Here is a 15,942-nt window from a genome sequence, read left to right on the forward strand (position 1 = left end):
CCGTTTGACCTGGCGTCATCCGGCCGCGCCGCCTGCGGCGCATGGGCCAGGATCACGTCGGTCAGGTGGCCGAGGATGTGCGCCAGCGCCGCCGGCATGGTGCGCACGTGCGGCGGCAGCACCGGCGGGCCCAGGCGGCGCGGCCGCGGCGGCTGGCCGATGGCCAGGGCCATCGCCTCCGCCGCCAGCGAGGCGGTGGGCACGGCGACCGGCATCGCCTCGGCGATCAGCAGCACCGCCGCGTGCACCGCCGCGTCCTCGCCATGCAGGCCGATGCGCGCCGCCGGCCGCGTCGCAGAGACTGCGCGCAGGATGCCTTTGTCGACCGTCAGGGTCAGCGGCGCCTCGGCGAGGCGGTGCAGGCTGACCGTCTGCCGCCCCTCGAACGCGGCGACCGGGGCGAGCGGCGCGGGCAGGGCGGCGCGGTCGGGCGAGTCGGAGACCACCGGCGGCGGCTGCGCCGGCAGCCAGCTGTCCGGCCCGGGGACCAGCCGCTCCAGCCGCCAGGCGCCGCGCTGCTCGGCCAGGGTCAGGCCATCGGCCAGCAGCGCGTGGTCGGGCGTGTCCTGCCAGACGATCTTCACCGCGTAGGTGCGCGCGCGTCCGTCGCGCCCGGCGGCCAGCGGCTTCAGCCGGGCGAGGCGCGTCACGTCGTCCGCATCCGCGGCAAGTTCGAAGTCCATGCGGGCTAGCCGGCGGCCTCCAGCATGCGCGGGGTAAGGAAGCGGACCAGGCGCGCGCTGCCTTCGCGCAGGTCCCACCAGGGGCCGGGGACCATGAACTCGGCCAGGGCGCCGGTCGGGAAGCCGGCGGCCAGGGTGCGCTCGGCCTCGGTGCCGGCGCGCGGGCCGGCCAGCGGTCCGGCGAGCGGCCCGGCGAGCGACAGGGCCAGGTCGTGCAGTCCGGGGTTGTGGGCGATGACCATGACGCTGCGCACCGTCTCCGGCACCGCGTGCAGCGCCGCCAGCAACTGCATGGGGTCCGCGAGGTAGAGGCTGTCCAGCGGGTCGATCAGCGGGGTCTCGTCCCAGGGTTCCAGCGCCTCCAGCGTCTCCAGCGTGCGTCGCGAGGTGGACACCAGCACCACGTCCGGCGCCAGCCCGAGGTCGCGCATCGCCTGCCGCATGACGGCCGCGCACCGCCGCCCGCGCGCATTGAGCGGACGGTCCCGGTCGGGGAGGGCCGCGTCATCCCAGGAGGACTTGGCGTGCCGCAGGAGCAGGAGTTGGCGCATGATGATCGCATCTTGGCATGTGAGGCGGCACTTGTCCTCCCCCGAGGTGACAGACGCCAGCGGAGATGGGGCGTGCCCGGGTAACCCTGTTCAAGTCGGCTCCAATATGGGCGGGGAGGGATAGGGATGGAAGATGCGGTAGGGGATTGAAACGTTGGTTTTGGTGCTGGGGGTTGAGGTGATCGAGGGGGGCATCGGTGCCGGGCGGTGGTGGTTCGGCTGATCTTGGGTCCGCCGGCGCCGGGGGTGCGGTACGGCCGTGCAGGAATGTTAGCACAGAGAAAGGACGGAGACTTGCTGAGGGCCGCGGAGGCGGGGGGCGGCACGGCCGTTGCCATATCGTCATGGTGGGGGAGGCCCGCCATTCGCGCCCTTTGCCGAAACCAGCGCCGCCAGGCGTGGTTGGCGGCCCGGAACCTGCGTCCGGGCTTGTCCGGGGCGGCCGCCATGACGATGGGGCGGCGTGCCGTCCGCCCGCCAGGTCAGCGCCTGGACAGGCCGGGCGATGCCGACGGACGAACGCCCCACGCCATGCCGAGAGGGAAACGACCCCGCCCCGCCCAGCCATCGGCGCCTGCGGGTCCGCATTTTCGATGGAGTTACAGCAGACCGCAGGTTAGTTGGGACGCAGACGGCCTGTCTTCATCGTCATGGCCCGGCTTGTCCGGGCCACCTATTCCAGCACGTGTGCCGCGACAGGTGGCCCGGACAAGCCGGGCCATGACGAGTGAGCTGCGCCGTCGCCGTGTCTCAACCAACCTGCGGTCTGCTGTAGCCAGCCGGCGCGCCGGCACCGTGATGACCGAAAATGGTTGAGAGGCTGTTGCCTCTCCGTCATGGCCGGGCGTGTCCCGGCCATCTGCGCTTCGACGGCGGGGGGTGGATGGCCGGGACACGCCCGGCCATGACGATAGAGCGACGACCGGCGCCGGCGAAACCGCATTTTCACAGGAGAAGATTTCATGGCGCTGCGCGCGGTGCCGGGCGCGGCGCAGCCATTATCCGCAACGCGGGCGTCGCACACAGCCCGGCGAATCGCCGAATCCGCTGAACCGACTCGATGTGCCGAAGCCGCTCGCCATCAAGCCAGCGTCCGCAGCGGGCCTACGCTGTCCCCTGATCCCCTGTGGCGCTCCGTCCCCTCAATTCTTTCTCTGTGCTAATAGAAATACGCCATCAGCCACCCCAGTCCGTGCCCACGACGCACCCAACCAGCCCCGCCCCCCTCTAATCCTCCCCCTTACGGAAAGGAGACTCCTCCGCCAGTGCCGCCATCTCCGCCTCGATCCCGATCTGCTCCTCTCGAACGAAACTGGCCACGGCGCGGCGCAGGCCGGGATGGACGATCCAGTGCGCGGAATAGGTGTGCCGTGGCAGGTAGCCGCGCTGGATCTTGTGCCGGCCCTGCGCGCCGGCCTCGACCCGCTTCAGCCCGTGCGCGATCGCCCAGTCGATGGCGCGGTAGTAGCACAGCTCGAAATGCAGGAACGGCCAGTCGCCGCGGCAGCCCCAGTTGCGGCCGTACAGCGCCTCGTCGCCCGCCAGGTTCAGCGCTCCGGCCACCGGCTTGCCGGCGTTGTCGGCGAGCATCAGCACGACCTTGTCCCCAAGCCGCTCGCCCAGCAGGGAGAAGAACGACCGGGTCAGGTAGGCCGAGCCCCACTTGCGGTCCACCGTCGAGCGGTAGAAGGCATGGAACGCATCCCAGTGCCGCTCCTTGATCTCGGTCCCGGACAGGGCGTGGAAGGCGAGGCCGGCGGCGTTGGCGTCGCGCCGCTCGCGCCGCAGCACCTTGCGCTTGCGTGACGACAGCGCGGCCAGGAAATCGTCGAAGCTGGCGTAGCCTTCGTTCTCCCAGTGGAACTGCATCCCGACGCGCCGCAGCCAGCCGGCGTCGCCCAGGCCCTCCCACTCGGCGCGGCTGCAGAAGGTGACGTGCACCGACGACAGCCCGAGCGAATCGCAGGCCTGCTCCAGCGCGTTGGCCAGGGTCGCCACCGGCACGAGGCTGCCGGGGCGGCGCAGCAGGCGCGGGCCGGGCACCGGGCTGAACGGCACGGCGGCCTGGAGCTTGGGGTAGTAGCTCTCCCCCGTGCGCTCCAGCGCGTTGGCCCAGCCGTGGTCGAACACATACTCGCCGTAGCTGTGCGACTTGGCATACATCGGCACCACGGCGACGACCCGCTTGTCCTCGGCGCGCAGCACCGCGTGCTGCGGCAGCCAGCCGGTGCGGGGGCCGGCCGAGCCGCTGTCCTCCAGCGCGCTGAGGAAGGCGTGGCTGACGAACGGGTTGCCGCCGCCGGCGCAGGCGTCCCAGTCGGCCGCGCTGATCTCGGCGATCCTGGGATGCAGGGTCAGGGTCAGCGTGGCCGAACCATCTGGCATGCCGGACAGCCTACGAGATTTCGAACATCCCCTCCACCTCCACCGCCGCGTCGGCGGGCAGGGAGGGTACACCAATGGTTGTGCGGGCATGCCGCCCGGACTCGCCGAACACCGCCACCGCCAGGTTCGAGGCGCCGTTCATCACCTGGGCATGCTGGGTGAACTCCGCCGGCGCGGCGATATAGCCGCCCAGCCGCACCACCCGCCGCACGCGGTCGAGGTCGCCCATGCAGGCGGCCTTCAGGTGTACCAGCAGGTTGATGAAGCAGAGCCGCGCCGCCTCCTGCCCCTGTTCGACGGAGACGCCCCAGGAGAGCTTGCCGGTGACCGCGACCTTGCCGTCCACAGCCGGAAGCTGGCCGGAGATCACCGCCAGGTGGCCGGTGACGACATAGGGCACGTAATTCGCGATGGGCTGCATCGGACGCGGCAGGGTGATGCCAAGTTCCGCCAGTTTCGCCTCGATCTGACCCGCCATGCGGCGCTCCTGTTCCGTGTATGGCGCAGCGTAGCGCAGGACGCCGCCGGCCTGAAGGGGGGCAGGGCAACGGGCCAGGGAACGGGCCAGGGAACGGGCCAGGGTGGCGCGGTGTGGGGCTTTCGACGGGGCTTCGGCGCCGGGCCCGCCATCCGTGCCGCATGCTGCGTGCCCGCCTGGTTGCGGGCGGTGAAACCCGCACTCGTCATGACACAATCGCAAGGACGACGCGCCGCGCTTCCTGCTGCCGGCGCCGATGCGGCCTGACCGTGCCGGCATCGGCGCAGCGGCCGGCGGTCGTTGCAGCGACGTCGTGCCAGGCAGCCGGGCCTGCGCCGACCGGTGCCGCCGTGACGAAAGGAACGTCGCTCTGCCTGGCCGGGCATACGGGCATAGAGGTGTCCCTGCGGCCTGTCCTGGCCCTTGCCGCAGGCACCCGCCGTGACAGATGGCCCCGGGCCGATCGCCCATGATTATACCGGAACGTTACTGTCTCGTATGTTCACTATACGTAATAGGTGAATCATGCAAACATTCAGCCATGCCTTCGACCCTGTCCGTCGCTGTCGCAAACCCGGTGCGGACACAGGGTGGAAGGCCGGATCGCCAGGTTGTTTCCCGTCTGCGGCACGCCCGGTGGCCGCGGTGCCGCTCCCCGGCCCGCCGCGTGCCCCGCCGCCTGGCTGATGGTCCGCGCCACGGGCCAATGGGCAGGCCGGGCGGCGCCTGTGTTGCCACTTTGCACCACAGGCGCGGCTTGTGGTGGACGGAGTCCAGGGCGGGTTCTCTCTTTATTCTCGCGACTGTTACCGAATTTGATCGTGAGTATCAAAGGTGCCAGCAATGTCACAAATTTAAGCCAGAACCGGCAACGAAATCGACCGCAGACTGGCCAGTAGGTCAGATTTCGTCGCAAGAATCATTAGATTCGTTATCATGTTTCTAAGGGATTGTTTAAATACGCCGGACTTAATGTCACAGAACCGACACCGACCGCCCGAAACGCCGCCGGTATGGTCCGTCGAGGCACCACTTAAGAGGCCAAGACCATGATACGACGACGGATTCTCTATAGTTCCCTGCTGTGCGCGACGGCGCTGGCCGGAACGACCCTGACGCAGCCTGCGTTTGCGCAGTCGGCCGCCCAGATCAACGCGATCGAGCAGCAGATCAAGGCGTTGCAGTCGCAGCTCGGCCAACTGAAGGCCCAGGTGTCGAAGCGCGACCACGAACTGAAGGCGGCGCAGCAGCAGGCCAGGGAAGCCCAGCAGCGGGCACAGGCGGCGCAGGAGCAGGCAGCCTCCGTGCAGGCGGCGCAGCAGCAGCAGGCGGCGCAGATCGCCGCGGTTGCCCCGCCCGCGCCCGAGCAGCCGCCATTGCCGAAAGGTTCGTTCCGCGTCGGCGGCGGCCTGACCGTCACGCTCGGCGGGTTCGTCGCGGCGGAAGGCGCCTACCGCACCCGCAACGAAGGCGTGACCATCAATTCCACCTTCGGCGGCATCCCGCTGCGCAACAGCCCGAACTACTACGTGCCGGAAACCCGCCTGACCGCGCAACAGAGCCGCCTGTCGATGCTGGTGCAGGGCGATCTCAGCCCGACGCAGAAAGTCACTGGCTACGTCGAGACCGACTTCCTCAGCGCCGGCTCGTCCTCCAACTCGACCGAGAGCAACAGCTATACGCTGCGGTTCCGGCAGTTCTGGGGCTCCTACGACAACACCGACTACGGCCTGCACTTCCTCGGCGGCCAGGCCTGGAGCTTGGCGACGCTCTACCGCGTCGGACTGGTGCCGCGGCAGGAAAACGTGCCGCTGACCATCGACGCGCAGTACGTCGTCGGTTTCAACTGGGCGCGGCAGGCGCAGTTCCGCATCGCCAAGGATTTCGACGACCACAAGGTCTGGCTCGGCCTGTCGGCGGAATCGCCGCAGACGACGTTCGGTTCCTCGGCCGGGCCGAACTGCCTGACCGGTGCGCAGGCCACGACGCCGAGCGGCATCACGCCGCAAGGGACGCTTAACTACACCTCGTGCGGCGGGTCGAACGAGAACTCGGTCTACGCCTACAGCGACAACATCGCGCCCGACATCATTGCCAAGCTGGCGATGGATCCGGGCTATGGCCACTACGAAGTCTATGGCCTGTTGCGCTTCCTCGGCGGGCGCGTGTCCTATGCCTCCACCGGAACCGGCAAGAATTACTGGACGACCGGCCAGGGCATCGGCGGCGGCATGATCCTGCCGGTGGTGGCGAAAAAGCTCGACTTCCAGCTCAGCGGCCTGGTCGGCCAGGGTGTCGGCCGCTACGCCTCGGGGCTGTTGCCTGATGCCACCTTCTCGCAGCAGGGCCAGATCGCGCCGCTGACCGAATACTCGATCCTGGGCGGCCTGGTCGCGCATCCGATGCCGTCGCTCGATGTCTATGCCTATGGCGGCGCCGAGGGCGTGATGAACAAGCCGTACGGCACCAACGGCGGCTATGGCAACCCGAACTTCGCCCTGGGCGGCTGTAACGTCGAGCTTGGCAGCTGCTCCGCCAACACCTCTGGGCTGCTGGAAGGCACCGTCGGCGCCTGGTGGCGAATGATCCGCTCGGATTACGGCACGCTGCAGGTCGGCGCGCAGTACGAGTACATCAACCGCAACACCTTCCAGGGCGTTTTCAGCTCGACCAACCGCAACACGCTCTCGCCGTCCACCAACGAGAACATGTTCCTGGTCAGCTTCCGCTACCTGCCGTTCCAATAACGGCACCGAGGCTGATCGCCGCCTGACGTGTGATGGCCGGGCTTGTCCCGACCATCCATGTTTTTGTCCACACAATCCACACAAGCGGCAGACAATCATGCCATCCGGCGCCGGCACGGCGTTCCGGACCGGCCGATCGGCCGATGTCAACAACCATGGCTGGCTGAGGCTTTCCGAAGCCGATATGAAACGATGCCGTTGGCAGAGGCGGAATCGATTCATCCCTCGGTCCCGGCGGCGTATCGCGAACCGGGCACGCGGCGCGATCCGCATCGGCCGCGGCCGCATTTTCCAACGCGGTCCCCCGGCCCGCCATGACGTACCAGACCAGGCGGCCCGAGCCGCGCTTCGGCCGAGCAGGCCGGCTGGCACGCCGACTGTGTTCGCACCGCCATCATCTGTGTTCATCTGTGTTTCCCCAATCGGGCGGTCTCAGCGCGCCACGGGTCGGCCACCCGCGCTCCGGCCTGGATGCGGCGTGCCTGTTCATTCCACCAAATAAGGGGAAACACAGATGAACACAGATGAACACAGATGAACACAGATGAACACAGATGAACACAGATGAACACAGATGAACACAGATGAACACAGATGAACACAGATAATCTGCGGTTCCGCCGGCTTCCTCCGGCCAGGCAGGCCGTCCGGGCATCAACCGGTCATGACGGCACACGGCGAAAGGAAGCACCGGTCCGGGCCGCCGGAATGATGCCACCGGCCCTGACCATTGACCGCTTTCGCCCGGCCGGGCCGGTGGCATCCCGGCGATTTCGCGCGCCGCCGCATCCGCCACCCCGGCCGCGCGCCAACCAGCCCCGGCCCCTACGTATTCATCGCGTCGAAGAAATCATTGTTCGTCTTGCTGTACTTCAGCTTGTCGAGCAGGAACTCCATCGCATCGACCGTGCCCATCGGATTGAGGATGCGCCGCAGCACCCACATCTTCGACAGCGTGCTACGCTCCACCAGCAGTTCCTCCTTGCGGGTACCCGACTTGGTGATGTCGATCGCCGGGAACGAGCGCTTGTCGGACAGCTTGCGGTCGAGGATGATTTCCGAGTTGCCGGTGCCCTTGAACTCCTCGAAGATCACTTCGTCCATCCGGCTGCCGGTATCGATCAGCGCGGTGGCGATGATGGTCAGCGAGCCGCCTTCCTCGATGTTGCGCGCCGCGCCGAAGAACCGCTTGGGCCGCTGCAGCGCATTGGCATCGACGCCGCCCGTCAGCACCTTGCCCGAGGACGGCACCACCGTGTTGTAGGCCCGCGCCAGCCGGGTGATGCTGTCGAGCAGGATCACCACGTCGCGCTTGTGTTCGACCAGGCGCTTGGCCTTCTCCAGCACCATCTCCGTCACCTGCACGTGGCGGGTGGCGGGTTCGTCGAAGGTGGAGCTGATGACCTCGCCGTTGACGCTGCGCGCCATGTCGGTAACTTCCTCCGGCCGCTCGTCGATCAGCAGGACGATCAGGAAGACTTCCGGATGGTTGGCGGCGATGGCGGAGGCGATGTTCTGCAGCATCACCGTCTTGCCGGTGCGCGGCGGCGCGACGATCAGCGCGCGCTGGCCCTTGCCGACGGGGGAGATCAGGTCGATGACGCGCGGGGTGAAGTCCTTGACCGGGCCTTTGGCGACGGACTGGAAGTTCTCCATCTCCATCTTCAGCCGCTCTTCCGGGTACAGCGGCGTCAGGTTGTCGAAGTTGACACGATGGCGCACCGAGTCCGGCGGCTCGAAATTGACGGAATCGACCTTCAGCAGGGCGAAGTAACGCTCGCCCTCGCGCGGGGCGCGGATCTGGCCATCGACGGTGTCGCCGGTGCGCAGGCCGAAGCGGCGGACCTGGCTCGGGCTGACATAGATGTCGTCGGGGCCGGGCAGGTAGTTCGCCTCCGGGCTGCGCAGGAAGCCGAACCCGTCGGGCAGGATTTCCAGCGTGCCGCTGCCCTGGATCGCCTGCTCGTTGTCGGCCAGCGTCTTCAGGATCGCGAACATGATGTCCTGCTTGCGCAGGGACGAGGCATTTTCGATCTGAAGCGACTCGGCGAAATTGACCAGTTCGGCCGGGGTCTTTTTCTTCAGTTCAGCAAGGTGCATGAGGGGTGCCTTGGACGTGATGCTGCATACAGCACGGGAATCAGCCTGAACGACGATCGGGCCTAAAAGCCCCGCGTCCCGCAGCCGGTTGGAAGTTCATGAGCGGGGCGGCTGGTGCGTGCACACAGTCGCCCTAAGTTCAGGGAGGACCATCATAGTAGGAAGCCGGGTGGCCCGCGTCAATGGGGGCAGCGTGGGTTCAGGACGAGAATCCTCTTTTCTGCCGTCGGCAGGGGCGATATCGGCGGCGGGTGCGCTGCTGGGTGGGCCTGGGGGGTGTTCGCCACCGCCTTTTCAACACGGAGGACGACGAAGGACACGCGGAGGGCCACGGAGTTGTCCGGGGCGCTTCGGCCGGATCGGGTTGCCGGCACGGTCCGGTCATTTCAGGCGCTTCGCGCGAAGCGCAATGATCACCTTTCTCCTGTGAAAGTGCGGCCTGACAGGCGGCGATGGCCGGACAGAGCGGGGTCTTCTCTCTATCGCCATGGCCGGGCTGCCTTGGCCATCCACCCCCCACCGTTGCAGCGCAGATGGCCGGGACGCGCCAATATGTTACGATATAGCAACGTACTCCCGCCCATTTTCCGCCATCGCGCTACCGGCGGCGCCGGCTGGCAAACTTCGTGGCCCTCCGCGTGTCCTTCGTCTTCCTCCGTGTTGAAAATCAGCCGGTGAGCCGGCACCGCCGCCAGCCACGGCGCACCGCCACGGACCCAGGCAACAGCGTGCCCCCGGCGATCACGACCGCAGAAGAAAACCGCCGCCCCCGACCGTCATTCCAGCCGTTGCAGCGCCGCCTGCAGCCGGGCGATCTCCGCCTCGAACGCGGCCAGGCGCTCGCGGTTCTCCGCCACCACCTCTTCCTTCGCGCGACTGACGAAATCGGGATTATCAAGTTTCTGCCTGACTTTTTTCGCCTCGGCCGCGACTTTGTCCCGCTCCTTCGCCAGCCGCGCCCGCTCGGCGTCGATGTCGATCAGGCCCTGCAGCGGCAGCACCACCGTCGTCTCGTCCAGCACCGCCTGGGCCGAACCCTTCGGCACGTCGCCGCCCAGCGCCTGCACGTCCGAGGCGCGGGCGAGGCGGCGGATCGCCTCGATCCAGCGCCCGGCCCGCGCCAGCACCGCCGCCGACGCGTCGCGCAGCAGCACCGGCGAGGGTTTCGCCGGCGGCACGTTCATCTCCGAGCGCACCGAGCGGACGATGCCGATCAGCCGGATCACCCAGTCGAGTTCCGCCCGCGCCGCCTCGGCATCGGGCACCGCAACAGGCGCCGGCCAAGCGGTGCCGATCAGGCTGCATGCCGCGCCGTAGCCGAACCGGTCCCATAACTCCTCAGTCACGAACGGGATCGCCGGGTGCAGCATCCGCAGGATCAGCCCCAGCACATGCGCGCCGACGCCGCGGATTTCCGCCGCTCCGGCCGCGTCGGCGCCCTCGGCCAGCAGCGGCTTGGCGAACTCCAGGAACCAGTCGCAGAAGTTGTTCCAGACGAAACGGTAGCCGGCGGCGGCGTATTCGTCGAAGCGGTAGGCCTCCAGCGCCGCGTCGGCCTCCCGCAGCGCGGTGTTGGCCGCGTCCAGCAGCCAGCGCGACAGCGGTAGTTTCACCTGCGACGGATCGAACGCCGGGTCGGGGCGGATGCCGTTCATCTCGCAGAAGCGGGCGGCGTTCCACAGCTTGGTAATGAAACCGCGGTAATCCTGCACCCGCGCGGCGCCCAGCTTGACGTCGCGGCCCGGGCCGGTCAGGGCGCAGATGGTGAAGCGCAGCGCGTCGGCGCCGTAGGTGTCGATCAGTTCCAGCGGATCGATGACGTTGCCGCGCGACTTGGACATTTTCTGTCCCTTCTCGTCGCGCACCAGGCCGTGGATGTACACCGTACGGAACGGCACGTCGCCCATCATGTGCAGGCCCATCATCATCATCCGGGCCACCCAGAAGAAGATGATGTCGAAGCCGGTGACCAGCACGTCGCCGGGATAGTAGCGGTCCAGCTCCTTCGTCTTTTCCGGCCAGCCCAGCGTCGAGAACGGCCACAGCGCCGAGCTGAACCAGGTGTCCAGCACGTCCTCGTCCTGGCTGAGTGCCTCGTCGCGGCCGTAATGCGCCCGCGCCTGCTCGGCCGCGCCCGCCTCGTCCTTGGCGACGAACACCGTGCCGTCCGGGCCGTACCAGGCCGGGATGCGATGGCCCCACCAGAGCTGGCGGGAGATGCACCAGGGCTGGATGTCGCGCAGCCAGGCGAAGAAGGTGTTCTCCCACTGCTTCGGCACGAACACCGTCCTGCCGGTTTCCACCGCCTCGATCGCCGGCTTCGCCAGCACCGCGGCGTTGCAGTACCACTGGGTGGTCAGCCGCGGCTCCACCGGCACGCCGCCGCGGTCGCCGTGCGGCACCTGGTTGACGTGCGGCTCGATCTTTTCCAGCAGCCCGAGCCGCTCCAGTTCGGCTATGATGGCCGAGCGGGCGGCGAAGCGCGACTGCCCCACCAGGCCGCGGACGAAGTCCGGATCGGCCACGCCGGGGATCGCGGCCAGCACGTCGGCGATTTCCTCCACCGTGACCATCGCCTGGCGGTCGAGGATCGAGGGCATCGGCAGGTCGTGGCGCTTGCCAACCTCGAAGTCGTTGAAATCATGCGCCGGGGTGATCTTCACCGCGCCGGTGCCTTTCTCCGGGTCCGCATAGGTGTCGCCGACGATCGGAATCGAGCGGCCGACCAGCGGCAGGATGGCGCGCTTGCCAATCAGCGCGCCGTAGGCCGGGTGATCGGGATGCACCGCGACAGCGGTATCGCCCAGCATCGTCTCCGGCCGCGTGGTGGCGACGATGATAAAGTCCCCGGGCTCGCCCTCGATCGGGTAGCGCAGGTACCACAGCGAGCCCTTGACCTCGCGGTTCTCGACCTCGAGGTCGGAGATCGCCGTTTGCAGCTTCGGGTCCCAGTTCACCAGCCGCCGGTCGCGGTAGATCAGCCCTTCGTTGTAGAGGGTGACGAAGGTCTCCTTCACCGCCGCCGACAGGCCGTCATCCATGGTGAAGCGCTCACGCGGCCAGTCCAGCGAGGCGCCCAGGCGGCGCAGCTGCGTGGTAATGGTGCCGCCCGACTCCGCCTTCCACTGCCACACCCGGTCGAGGAACGCGGCGCGCCCCATCTCCCGCCGGTCCTTGCCGTCGGCGGCGAGCAGGCGCTCGACCACCATCTGGGTGGCGATGCCGGCGTGGTCGGTGCCGGGCTGCCACAGCGCGTCGCGGCCCTGCATGCGGCGCCAGCGGATCAGCGTGTCCTGCAAGGTGAAGGTCAGCGCATGGCCCATGTGCAGGCTGCCGGTGACGTTCGGCGGCGGGATCATGATGGTGTAGGGCTGCGCGTTGGAGTCCGGGTTGCAGGCAAAGCTGCCCTCGCGCTCCCAGCCTCGATACAGGCGGGGTTCGACGTCGCCGGGGGCAAAACGGCTGTCCAGGGTCATCATCATCTCCCGCGGGTTGAGGCGTTGCCGCCCCAAAGCGCCGCGTCACAAAGTGTCATTTGGGTTAAAGGTGCAGACGGCGTCCGGCTTTATCAGGGAATGGCCCCATCAGGGAATGGCGCGCCCGACGACCCTCTCGATTTCGGCGCGGACCAGCCGTTCGACAAGCGGGGGCAGGTTGGTGTCCAGCCAGTCCTTCAGCAGGGGACGCAGTTCGGCCCGAACGATGTCCTCCAGCGTCGGGCCGCCATTGTACACCTGCATGGCCCGCCCGGCCGCCAGGGTGCGCACCAGACTGCCGACCGAGGACGCCGCCGCGGCGGCGGGGCCGGGGCCGACGAGTTCCGGCCCCAGGGCGGCGGCGGCGGCAGTGGCGGCGGGTAGCGGCTCCGCGAAGGGTACGGCGGCCGGTTCCATCTCCGGCTCGGGTGGTGGCGGCGGCCCGGGCGCTGGCTCCGGCGGCGGGGTCCGGGCGGCCGCCTGCGGCTCCGGCGCCGGTTCGGGTGGTGCTTCCCCGGGCAGGGCTTCGTCATCATCCGCTTCCGGCCCGGGCGGCGCGACCATCATCGACTGGTCCAGCACCAGTACGTCGTCCTCGGGCTCGGGCGGCAGTTCCTCGGCCGGCGCGGCAGCCTGCTCGTCCTCGTTCAGGATCCGGCGGATCGAGGCGAGAATCTCCTCCATCGACGGGTCCGGCACATCGGTGGTCGGCGGGGCTGGTGGCTGGCTGGATGACATGGTGCCTGGTTACGGTGACATCGGTTAGCGGCCCGGCTGGCTGATCGCGTAGTCGGACAGGCCGACCCAGCGATCCTTGACGGCCTGGTAGTAGGCGGTGTCGTCATACAGCGGCACCGGCAGGTGCAGGTCGCGCGCGGTCAGGCGCCCGATGGCGGCGGCGACGCCGTAGGAGGCGATGATCACCTGCGCCAGGTTCTGCACCAGCGTGGTGCGCGAATTCAGCAGCGCCTGGGTGGCGTTCAGCACGTCCAGCGTGGTGCGGCTGCCGACGATGGCCTCGCGCTCGACGCCTTCCAGGGCGATCTCGTTGGCGCGGATCGCCGCGCGGGTGCTGTCGGCGGCGGCCTTGGCGGCGATCAGCGTGTCCCAGGCCTGGATCGCGTTCTGCACCGCGGTGCGCTTGGCGTCGTCGATCAGGCGGTTGGTCTGCTGCTCGGTCTGGCGCGCCTGGCGCACGGCGGCGTATTCCGAACCGCCCTGGTAGAGCGGCACCGAGACCTGCGCGGTCACCGTATAGCCGTTCGACTGCGAAAAGGGGCTGCCGACGTTGTTCTGCTGGAACACCTGCCCCTGCAGGCTGACCTGCGGCAGCAGGGCGGCGAACGCCACATCGACCGCATCCTTGGCGGCGGCGTCGTTGAACAGGGCGGTGACCACGTTCGGATTGTTCCGGGCGGCGAAGTCCGCCGCCTGCCGCTCGGATTTCACCGGCAGCGCCAGGGGCTGCGGCTCGACCAGATCGGCTGGCGGCAGGACGCCGATGTATTGCTGGAAGGTGCTGCGCGCGGTCTGCAGGTTGCCTTCCGCCGTCTCGCGCTGGGCGCGGGCGCCTTCCAGCGCGGCCTCGGCCTGGGCGACGTCGGTGCGGGTGATCTCGCCGACGCGGAAGCGGTCGTTGGTGGCCTGCAGCTGCTTCGCCAGCACTTGCTCGTTATTGATCTGCAGCGCCAGCAGTTGCTGGTTCTGGATGACGTTGACGTAGGCCTGGACGGCGTTGGTGAAGCCGGTCTGCTCCTGCGCCAGCAAGGTGGCGCGTTCGGCGTACACTTGGTTCTTGGCGCGGTTGACGTTGGCCTCGACCTTGCCGCCGGTGTAGATCGGCTGGGTCACCGTCGTCTGGGCGCTGGCGATGTCCCGGTTGGTGCGAAACGTGAGGCTTTGCGGGCCGAACACCTCGGCCGTCTTGCCGTCGCCATAGCCGAGCTGGCCGGCCATCACCACTGTCGGCCGCCACCCGGCCAGCGCGGTCGGCACGTTTTCGTCGGTGGCGCGCAGCTTGGCCCGCTCGGCCTGCAAGGCCGGCAGGTTGGCATAGGTCATAGCCAGCGCCTCGGCCAGGGTGCGCGGCGTGCCGGTCAGTCCGGCGTGCCTCGCCGCCCCCGCGGCCCGGGCCTGTGCGACCTGGGACGCGGACAGGGTGGGCACCGGGCGGCGGGTGACGGCGGCAGGCGCACGGTACGGGTTTCCCGGCGTGACGGAACCTGACGGCGTCTGAGCCCCGGCGGTGGCCGCAAGGGCAACCAGGCTGAAGCTGGCGAGCAAAGCGTGACGCAGACCCATTCGGCACCTTTTGTTATCAAGACCGCCGGCCGTCCCGGCAGACTTATCGGACCGTTATCTGAAGAAATCGTTAACGCGGCCGGGAAAACCCGCGCAACCCCCCGTCGGGGCTTCATTTCGGCGCATTGCCGGCGCAATGTCCAGCATTCGGTTCCGCCCGGCAACCCGCCAGGCAGAAATGATTGTCAGAACTGGAACACCGGCGCCCGGCGCAGCGACGGTATCGGCGGCGTGGCGCAGTCGAAAATCGGCGTCAGGCCCAGCCCGCCTGCGGTCATCTCGGCCTGCACCGCGCAGGTGGTGCGGCCGTCGCGGCAGACCGGGGCGAGCAGGCGGCCAGTCTCCTGGTGCAGTTGCGCCGCCAGGGCCGGGGGGATGTCCTGCACCGCGCCCTCGATCAGGATCAGGTCGTAGGGCGCGTGGCTCGGCCATCCGGCGGCGAGCGGCCCGGACACCAGGGTGACGCCCGGCGCCTGATCCGGCAGCACGGAGCCGGCGACCGCCAGCAGCGCGGGGTCTTCCTCCAGCGCCACCACGCGGCAGCCGCAGGCGGCCAGGACGGCGGCGCCATAGCCGGTGCCGGCGGCGACCACCAGCACCCGTTCCTGCTCCTGCAGCATCGCCGCCTGCAGCAGGCGGGCGAACACCATCGGTTCCATCAGGTAACGGCCGTGGCCCAGCGGCACGTCCTCGTCCGCATAGGCGAGCGCGGCCGCGGCGGCCGGCAGGAACCGCTCCCGCGGGAGGCGGCGCATGGCGGCCAGGATGCGGGGATCCGTCACCTTGTTGGGGCGGACCTGGCTGTCCACCATGCGGCTGCGGGCGTCGGCGAAGAGATCGATTTCCGTGGACATTTCGGACTCGGCTGTGAGGGATGTGGCACCTTATAGCCACGCGGGCGCCGCACAGCCAAGCCGTTGCCGGAGATGACGGTTGCGCCGGATCAGGCGGCGTCTTCCTTGCGGTCGCGAATCCGCACGTAGGCCAGCCTGGCGTGCTCGTCGCAGTACGGCTTGCCGGGCAGCGAGGCCTCGTCGCAGAAACGGAAGTTCTTGGTGCCGGGCTCGCCGATGGGCCAGCAGCAGGCCGGCGCGGACCGCCGGACCGGGGGCGGCGGCGGGGCGGCGACCACCGGGCGGACCGGCTGCACCAGCGCCGGCGCGGCCGAGGGGATAGGCATGGGGACAGGCCCGGGGACAGGCCCGGGGACAGGCATGGGGG

At 68.7% G+C, this 15,942-nt stretch carries 11 protein-coding genes; 1 reads left to right on the plus strand and 10 read right to left on the minus strand.

Going from position 1 to position 15,942, the window contains the following annotated elements; all coding sequences use genetic code 11:
- The 4 genes from CCS01_RS09260 to CCS01_RS09275 all read right to left on the minus strand — a co-directional run.
- Nucleotides 1-683: CYTH domain-containing protein (locus CCS01_RS09260; RefSeq protein ID WP_146101634.1), on the minus strand; the 683-nt coding region annotated here is incomplete at its 3' end.
- 5 nt (nucleotides 684-688) lie between these two features.
- A complete protein-coding gene (locus CCS01_RS09265; RefSeq protein WP_104518546.1) occupies nucleotides 689-1,234 on the minus strand; it encodes a SixA phosphatase family protein in 546 nt (181 codons plus the stop codon).
- Between the two features lie 1,227 nt (nucleotides 1,235-2,461).
- Nucleotides 2,462-3,619 carry a GNAT family N-acetyltransferase gene (locus CCS01_RS09270; RefSeq protein WP_104518547.1) on the minus strand — a complete coding sequence of 386 codons (1,158 nt, stop codon included), beginning with the start codon at nucleotides 3,617-3,619 and terminating at the stop codon, nucleotides 2,462-2,464.
- Nucleotides 3,620-3,629: 10 nt separating this feature from the next.
- On the minus strand, nucleotides 3,630-4,097 hold the full coding sequence (locus tag CCS01_RS09275; protein WP_104518548.1) for a RidA family protein: 468 nt from the start codon (nucleotides 4,095-4,097) through the stop codon (nucleotides 3,630-3,632).
- A gap of 1,049 nt (nucleotides 4,098-5,146) precedes the next feature.
- On the opposite strand from CCS01_RS09275, the gene CCS01_RS09285 reads away from it, so the two are divergent.
- Nucleotides 5,147-6,844: a FlxA-like family protein gene (locus tag CCS01_RS09285; RefSeq protein WP_104518550.1), complete on the plus strand. Its 1,698-nt coding sequence runs from the start codon at nucleotides 5,147-5,149 to the stop codon at nucleotides 6,842-6,844.
- An 825-nt stretch (nucleotides 6,845-7,669) separates the two neighbouring features.
- Here the strand turns inward: CCS01_RS09285 and rho are convergent.
- From rho to CCS01_RS09315, 6 genes are all read right to left on the minus strand, one after another.
- Complete coding sequence (rho, locus tag CCS01_RS09290; protein WP_104518551.1) at nucleotides 7,670-8,944, minus strand: transcription termination factor Rho; 1,275 nt, start codon at nucleotides 8,942-8,944, stop codon at nucleotides 7,670-7,672.
- A gap of 776 nt (nucleotides 8,945-9,720) precedes the next feature.
- Complete coding sequence (locus tag CCS01_RS09295) at nucleotides 9,721-12,420, minus strand: valine--tRNA ligase (protein ID WP_104518554.1); 2,700 nt, start codon at nucleotides 12,418-12,420, stop codon at nucleotides 9,721-9,723.
- A gap of 108 nt (nucleotides 12,421-12,528) precedes the next feature.
- Entirely contained in the window at nucleotides 12,529-13,158 is a 630-nt protein-coding gene (locus CCS01_RS09300; protein WP_204848196.1) for a DUF2497 domain-containing protein, read from the minus strand.
- A gap of 24 nt (nucleotides 13,159-13,182) precedes the next feature.
- Complete coding sequence (locus CCS01_RS09305) at nucleotides 13,183-14,721, minus strand: TolC family outer membrane protein (protein WP_104518553.1); 1,539 nt, start codon at nucleotides 14,719-14,721, stop codon at nucleotides 13,183-13,185.
- Between the two features lie 185 nt (nucleotides 14,722-14,906).
- Entirely contained in the window at nucleotides 14,907-15,575 is a 669-nt protein-coding gene (locus tag CCS01_RS09310; protein ID WP_239992072.1) for a protein-L-isoaspartate O-methyltransferase family protein, read from the minus strand.
- 89 nt (nucleotides 15,576-15,664) lie between these two features.
- On the minus strand, nucleotides 15,665-15,942 hold a 278-nt coding region (locus tag CCS01_RS09315; protein ID WP_239992073.1), incomplete at its 5' end, for a GcrA family cell cycle regulator.

The organism is Rhodopila globiformis (assembly GCF_002937115.1).
GTDB classification, from domain to species: domain Bacteria; phylum Pseudomonadota; class Alphaproteobacteria; order Acetobacterales; family Acetobacteraceae; genus Rhodopila; species Rhodopila globiformis.